Annotated in this window: 14 protein-coding genes; 1 reads left to right on the plus strand and 13 read right to left on the minus strand. The window is 64.3% G+C overall.

The genetic code is table 11. From position 1 onward, the window contains the following. Window positions 1–6: 6 nt before the first annotated feature. The 13 genes from IV498_RS05700 to IV498_RS05760 form a co-directional block, all read right to left on the minus strand. Window positions 7–1,242 (minus strand): phosphoglycerate kinase, encoded by a 1,236-nt coding sequence (locus IV498_RS05700; RefSeq protein ID WP_269045594.1) that lies wholly within the window; start codon window positions 1,240–1,242, stop codon window positions 7–9. Between the two features lie 10 nt (window positions 1,243–1,252). Beyond that, window positions 1,253–2,263 (minus strand): type I glyceraldehyde-3-phosphate dehydrogenase, encoded by a 1,011-nt coding sequence (gene gap, locus IV498_RS05705; protein WP_269045595.1) that lies wholly within the window; start codon window positions 2,261–2,263, stop codon window positions 1,253–1,255. A 203-nt stretch (window positions 2,264–2,466) separates the two neighbouring features. Continuing rightward, the gene (locus IV498_RS05710; protein ID WP_269045596.1) at window positions 2,467–3,090 is read right to left on the minus strand and encodes a superoxide dismutase; all 624 of its coding nucleotides are present in this window, start codon (window positions 3,088–3,090) and stop codon (window positions 2,467–2,469) included. Between the two features lie 93 nt (window positions 3,091–3,183). Next, window positions 3,184–4,164 (minus strand): DNA-binding protein WhiA, encoded by a 981-nt coding sequence (whiA, locus tag IV498_RS05715; protein WP_269045597.1) that lies wholly within the window; start codon window positions 4,162–4,164, stop codon window positions 3,184–3,186. A gap of 9 nt (window positions 4,165–4,173) precedes the next feature. Continuing rightward, a complete protein-coding gene (locus tag IV498_RS05720; protein WP_269045598.1) occupies window positions 4,174–5,187 on the minus strand; it encodes a gluconeogenesis factor YvcK family protein in 1,014 nt (337 codons plus the stop codon). Further along, complete coding sequence (gene rapZ, locus IV498_RS05725) at window positions 5,187–6,137, minus strand: RNase adapter RapZ (RefSeq protein WP_269045599.1); 951 nt, start codon at window positions 6,135–6,137, stop codon at window positions 5,187–5,189. Before rapZ ends, IV498_RS05720 begins: the two co-directional genes overlap by 1 nt. 115 nt (window positions 6,138–6,252) lie before the next feature. After that, a complete protein-coding gene (gene uvrC, locus IV498_RS05730) occupies window positions 6,253–8,235 on the minus strand; it encodes an excinuclease ABC subunit UvrC (protein WP_269045600.1) in 1,983 nt (660 codons plus the stop codon). A gap of 77 nt (window positions 8,236–8,312) precedes the next feature. Further along, window positions 8,313–8,978, minus strand: a complete 666-nt coding sequence (locus IV498_RS05735; protein WP_269045601.1) for a lysophospholipid acyltransferase family protein — start codon at window positions 8,976–8,978, stop codon at window positions 8,313–8,315. Beyond that, the gene (locus IV498_RS05740) at window positions 8,965–9,684 is read right to left on the minus strand and encodes an HAD hydrolase-like protein (RefSeq protein ID WP_269045602.1); all 720 of its coding nucleotides are present in this window, start codon (window positions 9,682–9,684) and stop codon (window positions 8,965–8,967) included. The genes IV498_RS05735 and IV498_RS05740 overlap by 14 nt, the downstream gene beginning before the upstream one ends. A gap of 60 nt (window positions 9,685–9,744) precedes the next feature. Then, complete coding sequence (uvrA, locus tag IV498_RS05745) at window positions 9,745–12,630, minus strand: excinuclease ABC subunit UvrA (protein ID WP_269045613.1); 2,886 nt, start codon at window positions 12,628–12,630, stop codon at window positions 9,745–9,747. Between the two features lie 117 nt (window positions 12,631–12,747). Next, window positions 12,748–13,143 carry a GntR family transcriptional regulator gene (locus tag IV498_RS05750; protein ID WP_269045603.1) on the minus strand — a complete coding sequence of 132 codons (396 nt, stop codon included), beginning with the start codon at window positions 13,141–13,143 and terminating at the stop codon, window positions 12,748–12,750. After that, on the minus strand, window positions 13,140–15,059 hold the full coding sequence (locus IV498_RS05755) for an ABC transporter ATP-binding protein (RefSeq protein WP_269045604.1): 1,920 nt from the start codon (window positions 15,057–15,059) through the stop codon (window positions 13,140–13,142). Before IV498_RS05755 ends, IV498_RS05750 begins: the two co-directional genes overlap by 4 nt. Continuing rightward, complete coding sequence (locus tag IV498_RS05760) at window positions 15,056–16,798, minus strand: ABC transporter ATP-binding protein (RefSeq protein ID WP_269045605.1); 1,743 nt, start codon at window positions 16,796–16,798, stop codon at window positions 15,056–15,058. Before IV498_RS05760 ends, IV498_RS05755 begins: the two co-directional genes overlap by 4 nt. 215 nt (window positions 16,799–17,013) lie before the next feature. Between IV498_RS05760 and IV498_RS05765 the strand changes: the two genes are divergently transcribed. Continuing rightward, window positions 17,014–17,670 carry an MBL fold metallo-hydrolase gene (locus tag IV498_RS05765; RefSeq protein ID WP_269045606.1) on the plus strand — a complete coding sequence of 219 codons (657 nt, stop codon included), beginning with the start codon at window positions 17,014–17,016 and terminating at the stop codon, window positions 17,668–17,670. The last annotated feature ends 310 nt before the right edge of the window (window positions 17,671–17,980 follow it).

Genomic DNA, 17,980 nt, shown 5'->3' on the forward strand with positions numbered 1-17,980 from the left:
TGAGGCTTAGCTCTGGAGCGCGGTCAGCCCCGGGAGCTCCTTGCCTTCCAGGAACTCCAGGCTGGCGCCGCCGCCGGTGGAGATGTGGCCGAAGTCGTTGTCGGCAAAGCCGAGCGAGCGGACCGCGGCCGCGGAGTCGCCGCCGCCGACGACGGTGAAGCCGCCCGCCGCGGTCGCCGTGGCCAAAGCCTGCGCGACCGTACGCGTACCGTCCGCGAAGGCCTCGAACTCAAAGACGCCCATCGGACCGTTCCAAAAAACGGTCCTGGCCCCGCGGATCTCCTCCGCGAACGCCGCACCGGTCTCCGGACCGATGTCCAGGCCGAGGCCGGAGGCGCCAAAAGAGCTTCCTTCGATGTCCTGCGCCGGCACCGTCTCGTGCTCCGCGTCAGCGGCAAACTGCGCAGCCACCACCACGTCGGTAGGCAGCACGAACGTCGTACCTGCCGCCGATCCCCGGCGCAGGTAGTCCTTCACCGCCGGAATCTGATCCTGCTCCAGCAGGCTTGCGCCAACCTCGAAGCCCTGAGCGGCCAGGAAGGTGAACAGCATGCCGCCGCCTACCAGGATGCTGTCCGCCTTGCCGATCAGGTTGTCGATCACTGCCAGCTTGTCCGAGACCTTCGAACCGCCCAGGACGACGACGAAGGGCCGGCCGGGATTCTCCGTCAGCTTCTGCAGCACGCCAAGCTCCGTATGCACCAGATCACCCTGATAGGACGGAAGTTTACCGGCCACATCGAAGACGCTGGCGTGCTTGCGGTGAACCGCACCAAAGGCATCATCCACGTAGGCACCGTTGCTGCCGGTCATGGCGGCCAATTCGTCCGCGAAGACAGCGCGTTCGCCGTCGTCCTTACTGGTTTCGCGGGCGTCGAAACGCACATTCTCCAGCACCAGGACGCTGCCCTCGGCCAGATCGGCGGCGAGCTTGCGCGCCGAGGGACCGGTGGTGTCCTCCGACAGTGCCACCGGGAAACCGGCCAGCTCCGCCATCCGCTGCACCGCCGGCTGGAGTGAATATTTAGCCTCGGGTACTCCCTTCGGGCGGCCCAAGTGGGCGCAAACCAGAACCCGCGCACCGGCGGCAGCCAATTTGGAAAGTACCGGAAGCGAGGCCCTGATCCGGCCGTCGTCGCTCACGTCAGCGCCGTCGAGCGGCACGTTCAGGTCACTGCGGACCAAAACGTACCGCCCGCGGACACCTTCAGCGATCAGTTCGTCGAGGGTGTGGGAAGTCATGCTTGCCAGCCTAGCCCAGCTTGGACGCGACGAGCTTCGTCAGGTCAACGAGCCGGTTGGAGTAGCCCCATTCGTTGTCGTACCAGCCCACAACCTTGACCTGGTTGCCGATGACCTTGGTCAGGCCGGCGTCGAAGATGCACGATGCCGGGTCTGTGACGATGTCCGAGGATACAATCGGGTCTTCGGTGTAGGACAGGTAGCCGGCCAGGGCGCCGTCGGCCGCGGCGGCCCGGTAGGCGGCATTGATCTCCGTGGCCGTGGCCTCCCGGCCCAGAGTCACCGTAAGGTCGGTGGCCGAGCCGGTGGGTACGGGAACACGGATGGCATAGCCGTCCAGCTTGCCCTTGAGCTCGGGCAGCACCAGGCCGATTGCCTTGGCGGCACCGGTGGAGGTGGGAACCAGGTTGATGGCGGCGGCGCGGGCACGGCGCAGGTCCTTGTGCGGGCCGTCCTGCAGGTTCTGGTCCGCCGTGTAGGCGTGAATGGTGGTCATCAGACCGCGTTCGATGCCGAACGCGTCCAGCAGCACCTTGGCCAGCGGGCCGAGACAATTCGTGGTGCAGGAAGCGTTGGAGACGATGTGGTGCACCGCGGGGTCATAGAGACCGTCATTGACTCCCATCACGATGGTGATGTCCTCATCGGATGCCGGCGCGGAAATCAGAACCTTCTTGGCCCCGGCATAAAGGTGCTTGCGCGCATCGGCGGCCTTGGTGAAGAATCCGGTGGACTCGATCACGATGTCAACGTCCAAGTCGGCCCAGGGCAGATTGGCAGGGTCCCGCTCGGCCAGGACCTTGATGGTCTTGCCATTGACGACGATGTTGCCGTCCGAGACCTCGATCGAGGCCTTCAGCCGACCCGTAACGGAATCGTATTTCAGCAGGTGTGCCAACGCTTCGGGGCTGGTCAGATCATTGACGGCGACGATCTCCAGGTCGGCGCCCTGTTCCAGCGCCGCGCGGAAGTAGTTGCGGCCGATCCGGCCAAAACCGTTGATACCAATACGAGTTGCCACTTTTTCATCTCCTCGGTGCTCTTGCAAGCACACCTAGTCCAGGTTTCCCGCACGCCGTTGGGCAGAGATTATTGCTGCTAAGAAAAAGCAGGAACTGCGAACGCTGGTCCCCGCTGCCTTCCGTGATCCATCTTACGTTTAAGAACGCCCGCGCCCGCAAACCGCGGGTGCAGGCGTTCCGGCTTCAACTCCTGCGGCAGGCCCTAAGGCAGGATCAATCCGGTGGCGTTGGCCCGTGCACCGGCAAAGCGGCGTGCCACGTCCGCCCAGTTGGCAATGTTCCAGAAGGCCTTGACGTAATCGGCCTTCACATTGACGTAATCCAGATAAAACGCGTGCTCCCACATGTCGAGCATCAGCAACGGGGTGGTTCCCACAGCCACATTGCCCTGCTGGTCGTAAAGCTGCTCGATGACCAGATTGCCGCCGATCGGCTCGTAGGCCAGGAAGGCCCAGCCGGAGCCCTGCAGCCCCAGCGCCGCCGCGGTGAACTGCGCGCGGAAGGCATCGAAAGAGCCAAAGGCATCGTCGATGGCGGCCGCCAGCTCGCCGTCGGGCTTGTCGCCGCCGTCCGGTGAGAGGTTGTTCCAGAAGACTGTGTGATTGATGTTGCCGCCTGTGTGGAAGGCAAGGTCCTTGGAGAGCTGGTTGATATTGGCGAAATCGCCCTTGTCGCGCGCTTCGGCCAGTTGGGCCAGTGCTTTGTTGGCCCCGGCCACGTAGGCTGCATGGTGCTTGCTGTGGTGCAGCTCCATGATGCGCGCGGAAATGTTCGGCTCCAGCGCTGCATAGTCGTAGGGCAGATCGGGAAGTGTGTACTCGGTCACGATTCCTCCGTAGCGGTTAGTGCATTCCAATATTCGTTTTCCTGCAGTTTCATCCTAGGACTTTTTGTCCGCGGACTTCGCCCCGGTGGATTCCTACTCGTCCAGCATCTCGAGGGTCACATTGGCATCCGTGCCTTCGATGCCAAGCTCACGGGCCTTTTTGTCCGCCATCGCCAGCAGCCGGCGGATCCGCCCGGCGATGGCGTCCTTGGTCATCGGCGGATCGGCGAGCCGGCCCAATTCGTCCAGGCTGGCCTGCTTGTGAGCAACCCGGAGCTCGCCGGCATATCTGAGATGTTCTGGCACATCATGACCCAGGATTTCCAGGGCCCGATCCACGCGGGCACCTGCAGCCACGGCCGCCTGGGCCGAGCGCCGCAGGTTGGCGTCGTCGAAGTTGGCCAGCCGGTTGGCAGTGGCCCGCACCTCCTTGCGCATCCGCCGCTCTTCCCAGGACAGCAGCACATCGTGGGCACCCATGCGGGTCAGCAGGGCCGCGATGGTATCGCCGTCCCGGATCACCACCCGATCCACGCCGCGCACCTCGCGCGCCTTGGCCGCGATGTTCAACCGGCGCGCGGCTCCGACCAGGGCCAATGCGGCCTCCGGTCCCGGGCAGGTCACCTCCAAGGACGAGGAACGCCCGGGTTCGGTCAGCGAGCCGTGCGCCAGGAAGGCGCCGCGCCAGACGGCCTCCGCGTCGGCGGCGGATCCGTTCACCACTACGGAGGGCAGGCCGCGAACCGGCCGTCCGCGCGCATCCAGCAGGCCGGTCTGGCGGGCCAGAGCTTCGCCGTCGCGCACCACCCGGACAATGTAGCGGTGGCCACGCCGCAGGCCACCTCCGGAGACGACCATAATCTCACTCTGGTGGCCGTAGATCTCCGCAATGGCGGCGCGCAGGCGCCTGGCAGTGGCCGCAAGGTCCACCTCGGCTTCAATGACGATCCGCCCGGAAATGATGTGCAGGCCGCCGGCAAAGCGGAGCAGCGCGGAAATCTCCGCCTTGCGGACCGACGATTTCTTGATGTCCAGCCGGGAAAGTTCTTCTTTGACCGCCGATGTCAGCGCCATATTGCCATCCTAACCAGTGCCGAAAATATCGTGATACGCCGCCGCAAGGCGCAATGGGTCGTGCTCCGCCCGGCCTGAGGAGCCAGCCACCTTAGCCAAAACCACCTCGGCGCCGATCATTGATGCAGCCCGCGCGAAGTCCTGGCGATCCAGTATCGAACCGGGATCCGCCAGCACCACGTCCACGCCGAACTCGGGAGCGTAACGGGCGATCACGCGCAGGTGATCCGCGGCGCTCATGCCTGTGGTCTCCTTGTCATTGACATCCAGGTTCATGGTAAGGCAGCGCTTTGCCGCCGTCCCGCACAGTGCCTGGCGCAGTTCGGGCAAGAGCAGGTGTGGCAGCACCGAGGTATACCACGAGCCCGGCCCCAGGACAATCCAATCCGCCAGTTCAATAGCTGTCAGTGCCTCCTCGCAGGCTGGCGCGTCCAGCGGCAGGAGTCGCACATTTTCCACCGGACCGGCTACCGCCAGCGAGGCTTGGCCGTGAATGGTGCGCGTGTTTTCAGTCCCGTCGGCGGAAAGGCCGCGGACCTGGCCCTCGATGGTCAGCGGAACACTGGCCATCGGCAGGACCTGGCCCCGGGCACCCAGCAAGGCACCGGCCCACTGCAGACCCGCCACGGTATCCCCCAGCAGTTCCCACAGCGTGACGATCAGCAGGTTGCCCAGGGCATGATTGTCCAGCGAGCCTTGACCGCCGTTGCGGGATTTGAACCTGTGCTGCATGACATCGCGCCACGTGCGTCCCCAGTCGGTGTCATCACACAGCGCCGAAAGGGCCATCCGCAGATCACCGGGAGGGAGCACCCCGAGCTCCGTGCGCAGGCGACCGGAGGAACCGCCGTCGTCCGCCACCGTCACCACCGCTGTCAGCTCCGTCGTCAGCAGCCGGAGCGCGGACAGCGAGGCCGCAAGTCCGTGGCCGCCGCCGAGGGCCACGATGCGGGGCTCCGTACTGCCCGGCCCCGCCTTGCCGGCGGCCGGGACCATGGGCAGCGGACCGGTCAGCAGCGCCATTATTCGCGGCCCAGGTCACGATGCCGCGTGCTCACTGTGACGCGCGGCAGTTGGGCGAGGCGTTTGGCGAGCTCGGAGGCCACCGCGACGGAGCGGTGCTTACCCCCGGTACAGCCGACGGCGATGGTCGCATAGTGCTTGTTCTCCCGCCGATAGCCGTCCAACACTGGTTCCAAAGCATGGACATAGCGGTCCACGAACTCAGCTGCGTTGTTTTCGATCAGGACGAAGTCGCTCACATCCCGGTCCAGTCCGGTGTGCGGGCGCAGCTGCGGTACCCAGTGCGGGTTAGGCAGGAAGCGGACATCGGCCACAAAGTTGGCGTCGACGGGCAGCCCGTATTTGAATCCGAAACTCATCACGGTCAGCCGGAGCACCACCGGACCGGATTCGGAGAACAGTTCTGTCACTGCGGAGCCGAGTTCGTGCACGTTCAGGGTGGACGTGTCCAGCACCATTTCCGAAACGGACTTCATGTCCGCGAGCAGTTCGCGCTCGGCGGCGATGCCATCAAGCATCCGCCCGTTGCCCTGCAGCGGATGCGGCCGCCGTCCCTGTTCAAAGCGCCGCACCAGCGTTTCGTCGCTCGCGTCCAGGAACAGCACCCGGAACGAAATACCGCTGGCGGAGAGGGCATTAAGCGAGTCACGGATGTCCGCGAACAGGGCCTTACTGCGGACATCAACCACGACGGCGAGCTTGGGCAGGGATTGTGGCATCCGCGACATCAGTTCTGCCAGCGTGCCAAGCATCTGCGGCGGCAGGTTCTCCACCACGTACCACCCGTGGTCCTCGAGGGCGTTCGCGGCCGTACTCCGGCCCGCACCGGACATGCCGGTGACCACCAGCAGCTCGGACTCAACCGGTTTGATCGGCGTAAGGTCGCCCTCCCGGATCCGGCCTGCGCCGGGGACGGTCGATTCCGCCCCGGCGTACTCTGGATCGGTCATCGTGCTGGCTCGGTCATTATGCTCGCTCTGTCATGGTTGGCTGGCTGATTCTGGGGCTCACCGTGGCGGGATTCCCTGCGTCCTTCGGCGCCGTGTGGCGCCTCCCCTAGAATAGCTAAGATTGCAGAATCTCGCCGGTGGTCATATTGATGGCCGGTTCGGCTTCCGGAGCCCCATCCGCGGGGTGCAGGGTGGCAAAAACAGCCGCAGCAAGAACCGGACCGATGCCTTTGACCCGGGCCAGTTCCTCCTGGGGTGCGGCCTTGACCGACTTTACCGAACCGAAGGAATCCAGCAGCGCCTTGCGTTTGGCCTGTCCCATTCCGGGCACGGCATCAAGGGCGGAGGCGATCATCGACTTCCCACGTTTTTGCCGGTGGAAGGTAATCGCGAACCGGTGCGCCTCATCGCGGATCCGCTGCAGTAGATAGAGCCCCTGCGAGGTCCGTGGAAGGATCACCGGAAAATCGTTCTCCGGCAGCCAGACCTCTTCCAGCCGCTTGGCCAGCCCCACCACATAGACGTCGGAGATGCCCAAATCGGACAGCGCCCGGGTGGCCGCAGCAACCTGCGGCGCACCGCCGTCGACCACCACCAAATTGGGCGGGTACGCAAAGCGCGGCCGGGTGGTCCCACCGGCATCGGTGATCTCCCCGGACACCGCCGCTTCGACAGCGCCGGTTCCGGCCCGGACGTTCTGTTCCTCGAGGTGCCGCCGGAAGCGGCGGAAGATGACGTCGTACATTGAGGCGGTGTCATCCACGGCGGCATCGCCGGTGATGGCGAATTTACGGTAGTCACTCTTCTTGGCGATGCCATCCTCCACCACCACCATGGACGCCACCACGTTGGTGCCCTGGACATGGGAGATGTCGAAACATTCAATGCGCAGCAGCGGCACCGGCAAATGCAGGGCCTCCTGAAGCTCCTGCAGCGCCAGCGACCGGGTGGTGAGATCCCCGGCCCGGCGGGACTTATGCAGCTTCATCGCCTGTTCGGCGTTCTGCCGAACCGTTTCCAGCAGGGCCGCCTTATCCCCGCGCTGCGGCACCCGGATCTGCACCCGCCCGTTCCGCAGCCCGCTCAGCCATTCGGCCAGCTCCGCGTCATTGGAGGGCAGCTCCGGCACCAGGATCCGGGGCGGGATCCCGTCGTTTGCCTGACTGTCAGCACCGTAGACCTGCTGCAGCAGGTGTTCCACCAGCTCGGCCGGCGAGGTGTCCTCCACTTTCTCCACCACCCAGCCTCGTTGCCCCCGGATCCGGCCGCCGCGGACGTGGAACACCTGCACCGCCGCTTCCAGTTCATCCTGATGCACCGCGAAAATATCCGCGTTCGTGTCTTCGGAAAGCACCACGGTGTTGCGTTCGAAAACCTTGCGCAGAGCCACCACGTCGTCGCGCAGCCGGGCGGCCTGTTCGTAATCGAGTTCCGCCACCGCGCCGGCCATCTGCCGTTCCAGCTTGGCAATAAAACGCGTCGCCTCCCCGCCCATGAAGGCGCAGAACTCCTCCGCCAGCTCACGGTGCTCTTGCGGCGTTACGCGACCCACGCAGGGCGCGGAGCATTTGTCGATGTAGCCCAGCAGGCAGGGCCGACCGCTCTGCTGGGCCCGTTTGAGGACGCCGGCGCTGCAAGTGCGTACCGGAAAGACACGGAGCAGGGTGTCCACGGTGTCCCGGATAGCCCCCGCGGTGTACGGACCGAAGTACCGGGTGCCCTTGCGCCGTTCGCCGCGCATCACCTGCACCCTGGGAAACTTGTCCGCCATGGTCACGGCCAAGTACGGATAGGATTTGTCATCCCGGAACGCAAGGTTGAATCGCGGGGTGAATTCCTTGATCCAAGTGTACTCCAGCTGCAGCGCCTCAAGTTCGCTGCCCACTATCGTCCACTGCACGCTTGAGGCGGTGTGCACCATGGCGTACGTCTTGGGCAGCAGCGAGACAGGATTGGCAAAGTAGGAGTTCAGCCGCGACCGGAGATTCTTCGCCTTTCCAACGTAGATAACCCTGCCCTGCTCGTCACGGAAGCGGTAGACGCCCGGATCGGTTGGAATTTCGCCGGTCTTGGGCCGGTAGGTCACTGGATCTGCCACAGTTCCATTCTAAGCTGGCGGTTCCTGCCGCTGATCCGGCCGGCTGGTTTGTGCCGGCTGGGTTCGGCCGGCCGGTATCAGGTTGTTGGGCTCAGGTTGTAGCCCGGGGCCCGGTGCTGACCCGAAAGTGCGGCGATGGCGTCCATAATGGCGTCGGTGGCAGCCCGCCGGGCCGGCAGCGAATGGCCGGTCCCGGTCCTGTCAAAGCACAACGGCACCCCTATGCGCATACTGAAGTGCTGCGGCCGGACCCGCCTATGCCCGGCCGGTTGGAGCCTTTCGGTGCCGATCAAGCCCACCGGAAGAACCGGCGCACCGGTGGTCAGCGCCAGCCAGCCCACTCCGGTGCGGCCACGGTACAGCATACCGTCGCGGGATCGGGTTCCCTCCGGATAGATGCCCACAGCCCTGTCCGTGCCGAGGATGTCCAACAGCGTCCTCAACGCCTGGACGCTGGCGGCCTGCTCGCCGCGTTCCACGGGTATGGAACCGACGGACTCGAAGAAGGACTTCTTCAGCGCGCCCCTGAAACCCTTCCCGGTGAAGTATTCGGCCTTCGCGAAAAACGCCACCGGCCGCGGCATCAGCGCCGCCATGATCACGCTGTCCAAAAAGGAAAGGTGATTGGAAGCAACTATAAACGGCCCCTCCGCGGGTACCTGCTCCAGGCCCTCCACGGTGGGCCGGCAGAGGCTGGCTATAGCGGCGCGGGTCAGCGTCCGGGTGACCTCAATAAGCGCCATGCGATGCATTCTGCACTTCGAGCCGGCGGTCCAGTTCTCCAAGCAGTTCGCGGGCATCGCCGACGACGACGGCAGCGCCGGCCGCTGCGAGCTCACCTGCGGGGGCGAAGCCCCACTGGACGCCGATGCAGTCCAGTCCGTTGGCGGTGGCGCCGTCCACATCCTGGGCCCTGTCCCCCACCATAACAGCTGCTATTCGGGCGTGGCCTCCGGAGAGCGCGTCGAGCGCCGCGGCGATTATCCCGGCCTTGCCGCTGCGGTAACCGGCTTGTCCGGGCAGCAGCGTTTCATCGGAGGCCGAGCCCGCGATCACCTCGAAATATCCAGCCAAACCATGCGCCTGCAGCACTGTTGCCGCCAGGCCCTCAGGCTTTTGGGTGGCAGCACCCAACCGCACGCCATCCGCCCGCAGGGTTTCGAGCGCATCCCGGATCCCCGGATACACCCTGCCCATGCCGATCCCGCGGTCCGCGTACCAGTGGCGGTAATGACGGATCAGTTCGGGAATCTGATCATTAGTGGCATCAGTGAGAGCCAGCAGTGAGTCGGAAAGTTTCGGCCCCACCATGGACGCCAGCACCTCGGGCGCGGGAACCTGGAGATTCATGGCCGACAGCGCATGCGCAATCCCGGTCGTAATGCCACCGGCCGGGTCCACCAGCGTGCCATCGAGGTCAAAAAGCACGGCCGGAGCAGAATTAGTCACGGCCCATTTTCTCATGTCCCGGACGGCCAGAAAAACAGATATGCCGCCGCGGGCATCCTTTTAGCCGGCGGCCAATACCTCACGCAGGAAAGCCGCCGTGTAGCTGTCCTGCGACTTGGCGACCTTCTCCGGCGTGCCGGCCACCATGACGCGGCCCCCGCCTGAGCCGCCATCGGGTCCCAGATCCACCAGCCAATCCGCGCTCTTGATCACATCCAGATTGTGCTCGATGACGATCACGGTATTTCCCTTGTCCACCAAACCCTGCAGCACCAGCAGCAGCTTGCGGATGTCCTCGAAGTGCAGGCCCGTGGTGGGTTCATCGAGCACGTAGACGCTGCGCCCGTTGGATCGCTTCTGCAGCTCGGCGGCCAGCTTGACGCGCTGCGCTTCGCCGCCGGAGAGGGTGGTGGAGGCCTGCCCCAGCCGGACGTACCCCAGCCCCACGTCCACCAGCGTCTGCAGGTGACGGGCGATTGGGCTGAACGCGGCGAAGAACTCCGCGCCTTCGTCAATCGGCATGTTCAGCACGTCCGCGATGGTCTTGCCCTTGTAGTGAACTTCGAGGGTTTCCCGGTTGTAGCGCGCACCATGGCACACCTCGCACGGAACGTAGACATCGGGCAGGAAGTTCATCTCAATTTTCAGCGTGCCATCCCCGGAGCAGGCCTCACAGCGGCCACCCTTAACGTTGAACGAGAACCTGCCGGGCTGGTACCCCCGGACCTTCGCCTCGGTGGTTTCGGCGAACAGTCGGCGGATATGGTCGAAGACGCCGGTATAGGTGGCCGGATTGGAGCGCGGAGTGCGGCCAATCGGACTCTGGTCCACGTGCACCACCTTGTCCAGGTGCTCCAGCCCATCCACCCGCAGGTGGCGTCCGGCCACCTGCCGGGCGCCATTGAGCTTATTGGCCAGGACCTTGTACAGGATCTCGTTCACTAAGGTCGACTTGCCGGAACCACTCACGCCCGTGACGGCGGTGAACAGGCCCAGCGGGAAGGCTGCGTCGACGTTGCGGAGGTTGTTTTCCCTGGCACCAACCACCTTGAGTTCGCGTTTCTTGTCGTACTTACGCCGCTTTGCCGGGATACCGATCTTCCGCCGGCCGGCCAGATAGTCCCCGGTCAGCGACCTGGTGTTGGTGAGCAGGTCCGCGTAGGAGCCGGAATGCACCACCTCACCGCCGTGCTCTCCCGCCCCGGGGCCAATGTCAACAATCCAGTCCGCTTCCTGGATGGTGTCCTCGTCATGCTCCACCACAATCAGAGTATTGCCCATGTCCCGCAGCCGGGTCAGCGTTTCGATCAGGCGCCGGTTGTCGCGCTGATGCAGCCCGATGGACGGCTCATCCAGGACGTAGAGCACGCCCACCAAACCTGAGCCAATCTGGGTCGCCAGCCGAATCCGCTGTGCTTCGCCACCGGACAGAGTGGCGGAGGCGCGTTCCAGGTTCAGGTAATCCAGTCCCACGTCGAGCAGGAAGGTCAACCGGGCCTGGATTTCCTTAAGCACCTGGCTGGCGATCTGCGCCTCCCTGCCCGTAAGCACCAGGCCGGCAAGGAAGTCGGCACAGTCGCGCATCGGGAGCGCAGCAACGTCGGCGATGGACTTGCCGTTGATCAGCACCGACAGCGAGGCCGGGTTCAGCCGCGCTCCGCCGCAGGTGGGGCAGGGAATCTGCCGCATGTATTCTTCGTACCTGTCGCGCGCGGAATCGGATTCCGTCTCCAGGTGCTTGCGCTGGATATATTGCACCACGCCCTCGAAGCCGGTGCTGTATTTGCGTTCCCGGCCAAACCGGTTGCGGTACTGCACCACCACGTTGTGGTCCTTGCCGTGCAGCACGGCCTGGCGGGCGGCCGCGGAGAGCTTCCCCCACGGCACCGTCATGGAAAAACCGAGATCCTTGGACAGGCCCTCCAGCAACCGGTTCCAATACTCCGTCGTTGCCGTACCCAGCGACCACGGCGCAATGGCGCCCTCGGCCAAGGTCAGTTGTGGATTGGGCACCAGCAGCTCCTCATCCACCTCCAGCTTGGTACCGATGCCGGTGCACGCGGGGCAGGCCCCGAACGGGTTGTTGAAGGAAAAAGAGCGCGGCTCGATCTCATCAATGGCCAGCGGATGCTCGTTCGGGCAGGCCAGGTTTTCCGAGAAGGCGCGGATCCGCTTCGGATCCTCCGGCTCCAGATCCACCAGCTCCGCCAGCACCCGGCCCTCCGCGAGCCCCAGCGCAGTTTCCACCGAATCGGTCAGCCGCTGCTGGATCCCGCCCTTGACCACCAGCCGGTCAACCACGACCTCAATGGTGTGCTTGTACTGTTTGCCAAGCTTGGGCGGATCGGAAAGCTGGATCAGCTCACCGTCGACCTTGGCGCGGGAATAGCCCTTCGCCGTCAGCTCCTTGAACAGCTCCACAAACTCGCCCTTGCGTGATCTGACCACCGGTGCCAGCAGCTGGAACCGGGTTCCTTCCGCCATCTCCAGCAGTTGGTCCACGATCTGCTGCGGGGTCTGCCGTGCGACGGGTTCGCCACAGATCGGGCAGAAGAGCCGGCCTACGCGCGCCCACAGCAGACGCATGTAGTCGTAAATTTCGGTGATCGTGCCCACCGTGGACCGCGGGTTTTTGTTCGTGGACTTCTGATCAATCGAGACTGCCGGGGACAAGCCCTCGATGAAGTCCACATCGGGCTTGTCCACCTGCCCCAGGAACTGCCGGGCATAGGCAGACAGCGATTCCACATAACGGCGCTGCCCCTCGGCGAAAATGGTGTCGAAAGCCAGCGAGGATTTACCGGATCCGGACAGGCCTGTGAAGACGATCATGGCATCGCGGGGCAGGACCAAATCCACATTGCGCAGATTGTGTTCCCGGGCCCCCTTTACCACCAGTCGTGATTGGTCAGCCTTCCCGGAGGCTGCCAGAGGCATCGTTTGCATCGCCAGGGAGGATTCAGCTGCTGTAGGCACGCTGTCCATAATAATCGAAACTTTCTTCGAACTTCGAGTTCCGGCCCGCTTTTCGCCGTCGGCGCATTGTCTGAACCTGCCCGGTCCTCAACTTCCGGCCGAGCGTTCGACGGCGGCGCGCACCAGATCCAGCGCCGTCGCCATTTCCATCCCATTGCGCCGGACGACGGCGGCATACTCGGCTGCCGCCGTCGCCGTTTCCGCCAGCAACTGGTCCCCGGTGGCGGTCATCACAGTTCCCGCCCGGCCCCCAGTGCTGACCGCTCCGGCCTGTTCCAGCTCACGATAAGTACGGGCCACCGTGTTGGTTGCCAGCGACAGGTGGGCGGCGAGCGCACGGACGGACGGAAACTTGGTGCCGGCCGGAAGCTTGCCGGCGGCTGCGAGGTCCAGGATCCGCACCCGAAGCTGCTCATACGGCGGTACCGAGGAGGCAGGATTCGGCCGCCAACCGGCCAGCAGCACGTGTGGGGCCGCCATCATGCCGACGCCGTTTCCTCGATCAGCGGGTCTCCGAATTGGGACATGTACAGGTCATGGTAGAAACCGCCCGCTTCGAGCAGTTCCTCGTGACGGCCCTGCTCCAGGATCCGGCCGTGATCCATCACCAGGATCAGGTCCGCATCCCGAATGGTGGAGAGCCGGTGCGCAATCACGAAGCTGGTGCGGGACTTCCGCAGACGGTTCATCGCCTGCCGGATGAGCACCTCGGTGCGCGTGTCCACTGAGCTGGTGGCCTCGTCCAGGATAAGGATGCCGGGATTGGCCAGCCAGGCGCGGGCAATCGTCATCAGCTGACGCTGCCCCTGGCTCAGGCTGCCGCCGTCGTCGCTGAGCACCGTGTCATAACCCTCCGGCAAGGAACGGACAAAGTGATCGACGTGGGTCGCCTCGGCAGCCTGCACTATTTCCTCGTCGGTCGCGTCCAGGCGGCCATAGGCCAAGTTCTCACGGATGGTTCCACCAAACAGCCACGCGTCCTGGAGCACCATGCCAAAGCGTCTTCGCAGATCGTCCCTGGTCATCTCCGCCGTGTTGACGCCGTCGATGCTGATCCGGCCGGCTCCAATTTCGTAAAAGCGCATCAGCAGATTCACCAGCGTGGTCTTGCCGGCGCCGGTCGGGCCGACTATCGCCACCGTCTGCCCTGCCTCGGCCACCAACGACAAATCCTCGATCAGCGGCTCATCCGGGTTGTAGCGGAAACTCACCCGATCGAAGACCACCCGGCCCACCGTGGCGCCCAAGTTGGCGGCAGGATGGGCGTCGGGGGCCTGCTCGGGTGCATCGAGCAGGTCGAAGACCCGCTCGGCCGAGGCTACGCCGGACTGCAGCAGATTGATCATGCCACCGATCTGCGCCATGGGCTGGCTGAACTGGCGGGAATACTGGATGAAGGCCTGCACGCTGCCGATCGAGAGGTTCCCGGACGCGATCTGCAGGCCGCCAATGACCGCTACAGCGACGTAGTTCAGATTGGAAATAAAGTTCATGGACGGCATGATCACTCCGGAGATGAACTGTGCCTTGGAACTGGAGCGGTAGAGGCTTTCATTGGATACCGCGAACTTATCGATGGCCGCCTGCGGCGCTCCGAACGCCTTGACAATCTCATGGCCGGTGAACATTTCCTCGATGTGTCCATTGAGTTCCCCGGTGGTTTTCCACTGCGCCATGAACTGGACCCGGGAACGCTTGGCGATCAGGACCGTGACGACTGCCGTGAGCGGAATGGTGCACAGCGCGATCAGGGCCAGCATCGGCGAGATGGAGAACATCATCGCGATCACGCCTATCACCGTCAGCGCTGACACCAGCAGCTGAGTCAGCGTCTGGTTCAGTGTCTGGGAGAAGTTATCGATGTCGTTGGTGACCTTGCTGAGCACATCGCCGCGGGACTGCTCCTGGAAATGAGACATCGGGAGCCGATCCAGCTTGGCTTCAATGGATTCGCGAAGCTTGTACATGGCGCGCTGCACAATGCCCGTGGTGATGTAGCCCTGGCTCCAGTTGAAGAAAAAGGCGACGATGTACAGCACCAGCACGCTTGTCAGGGTCCAGCCAAGCGCCGAAAGATCCAGGCCCTGGCCGGGGGTGACGTCCATCCCGCCCAGCATGTCGGCCACCTGGCCCTGGCCCTGTCGCCGGAGCCCTTCGATGGCCTGGGCCTTGCTCACGCCCGCCGGGAACATTCTGCCCACCACACCCTGGAAGATCAGGTCGGTGGCGTGGCCCAGGATTTTCGGGGCCAGCACGCCCAAGCCCACGGACACCGCGGCCAGGACGATGACCCAGGTCATCCGGACCCTGTCCGGCGCCATCAGTGCCAGAATTCGCCTTAAACTTGGCCCGAAGGCCTTGGCCTTCTGCGGCGGCCCGCCGCGTCCCATCATGCTCATGCCGCCTGCTCCGCATCCGAGGCAGTCAGCTGGGAGGTCACGATCTCCTGATACGTGCCGCAGTTGGCCATCAGTTCCTGGTGGGTCCCTTGGCCCACCAACCTGCCCTCGTCCAGGACCAGGATGGAGTCGGCATACATAATGGTGTTCACGCGCTGCGCAACCACCAGCACGGTGGCCTCCGTGGTGACGGGTTTCAGTGCCGCCCGCAGTTTCGCATCGGTGGCAAAGTCCAGCGCGGAGAAACTGTCATCGAAAAGGTAGATTGCCGGGTTGCTGATCACCGCCCGGGCAATGCACAACCGCTGCCGCTGGCCGCCGGAGACGTTGGACCCGCCCTGGCCGATGGGGGCGTCCAAACCACCGGGCATGCTCCGGACAAAATCGGTGGCCTGCGCGATATCCAGCGCCCGCCACAACTCCTCGTCCGTCGCATCCGCCTTGCCGAACCGGACATTGCTGGCCACCGTCCCGGAAAACAAGTAGGCCTTTTGCGGCACCAGCCCGATCGCGGACCGCAGCGAATTCAGCGACAGGGCGTGGCTGTCGTGGCCATCCACCAGAATCGAACCCGAGGACCGGTCCAGCAGCCGGGGAATAAGGTTCAGCAGGGTCGACTTTCCGCTGCCGGTGGAACCGATGATCGCCGTCGTCGTGCCGGGGCTGGCAGTGAAACTAAGGCCGGACAGCACGGGCGCCTCAGCACCCGGGTACGTGAACTCCACCTCCCGAAACTCCAGCCGGCCACCCAGCCGCGGCACGTCGCGCGCCTTCGCTCCATCGGCCACGGAGGGGCTGGTATCCAGCACCGCCTGGATGCGCTCGGCGCTGACGGCAGCCCGCGGAATCATCATGAACATGAACATGGCCATCATGACGGACATCAAAATCTGCATGATGTAGCTGAGGAAGGCCGTTAGCGCGCCAATCTGCATGCCGCCGCTGTCAATCCGCTGGCCGCCAAACCAGAGAACGCCGACGGAGGCTATGTTCACGACCACGAAAATGGTCGGGAACATCAGGGACAACAGCCGGCCCGCGCGCAGCTGGGTGTTGGTCAGCTCGCCGTTGGCCGCAGCAAAGCGTTCCGCCTCGTAGTCCCGGCGCACGAAAGCCCTGATGACGGAGATGCCCATGATTTGTTCGCGGAGCACACCGTTAATCCGGTCCAGTTGTTTCTGGCCCAACCGGAACAGCGGGACAAGCCGGCGCACGATCAGCGCGATCGCCACCACCAGCAGCGGCAAAATGACCAGCAGCAGGGACGACAGCGGAACATCCTGCTGCAGCGCCAGAACGATGCCGCCCACGCACATGATCGGCGCCGTCACCATCATGGTGAACCCCATCAGCGTCAGCATCTGAACCTGCTGGACGTCATTGGTGGTGCGGGTAATTAACGATGGCGCGCCAAAGACCCCGACTTCCTGGGCCGAGAAGGACTCCACCTTGGTGAAGAGATCGGTCCTGACCTGCCGGCCAACCGTCATGGCCATTTTGGCGCTGAGGTAGGTTGCCCCGATGGCGCACAGAACCTGGCCGGCGGTGATGCCGAGCATCCAGGCACCGAGCGAGAAAATCACTCCGGTATTACCGTTCACCACCCCGTCGTCAATGATGTCCGCGTTGAGCGTGGGCAGGTAGAGCGTGCCGATGGTCGACGCGAGCTGCAGGGCAATGATCAGCGCGACGGGAAGTTTGTACGGCGCCAGCTTCCGCACGATCAAACGAAATAACACATGTCCTCCAGGAGCGACACAAATTTTCAATGGGATCGGCGGAATCGGCTCGACAGTGTAAAGCTACCCGCGGTCCGGTCGGATTGTCAGCAGCGTTTCCCTCTGGGCGGAACCCTCGCGGCCCTCTGGCGATGCTGGAACTGCTCAGTCGCGCCTCGGCCGCGGTTCCGGCCTCCTTCCCGGAGCCCTTGCGCCGGAGCGGATACACTGGCCGGATGGAAACCAATGTGTGGACCCTGCCGGATGTCACTATCCGCTCCATCTCCGTGGGTGCCATGGACAACAACGTTTATCTGCTGACTGCCCGGAAAACCGGTGCGCAGGTCCTCATTGATGCTGCCGACGATGCCGGCGCTATCCTGAATCTGCTCGCTGAGGGTACCGGCGACGTCGACGCCCCGGCGGTGGCCCGGCCGGCAATGGTGATCACCACGCATTCGCACTGGGATCACGTCCGTGCGCTGGCCGCCGTCGTCGAACAAACCGGCGCAAAAACTGCGGCCGGACGAGCCGACGCGGCCGACATCGAGGTGCCCACCGATGTGCTGCTCGACGACGGCGACGTGGGCAACTTTGAGGGGTTCGATCTGGAGGCCATCGGGCTTCGCGGCCACACCGCCGGCTCGACGGCCCTGCTGTATCGCGATGCCCACGGACCGGCCCACCTCTTTACCGGAGATTCGCTGTTCCCGGGCGGTCTCGGAAACACCCAGCAGGACCCGGAGCGTTTCAAGCAACTGTTCGACGACGTGACGCAACGGATCTTCGGGACGTTGCCGGACGAGACTCTGGTCCATCCCGGCCACGGTGCCGGCACCACGCTGGGGGCCGAGCGGCCGAAGCTTCAGGAGTGGAACGCCCGCGGCTGGTAGCCGTGTGACTGTGCACCACATTGAAGGGAATTTGGCCGTCAGGACCGGCGTGTCCCGGGAAGGCGCGCACTCCGGGCGCCCAATGTGGTGCAGGACGCTAAGTCCAGGACGCTAAGTCCAGGACAGTAAGTGACCGGCCGGTAAGTAACCGGCCGGATTGCCGCCTAGGAGCCCGCTGATTAAGGCGGATCTATTATGCCCGGGTTTTTCCGGTGGGCCATTTTTCGCGCCGGAGCCGGACGCCGGATTGGGCTCTTCTGGGCTGAAGTCCTGATCCGGAGCCGGTCTTGGGCGCTCCATGGGGCTTCTC

This window comes from Paenarthrobacter sp. Z7-10 (assembly GCF_026932795.1).
In the GTDB taxonomy this organism is placed as follows: Bacteria; Actinomycetota; Actinomycetes; order Actinomycetales; family Micrococcaceae; genus Arthrobacter_M.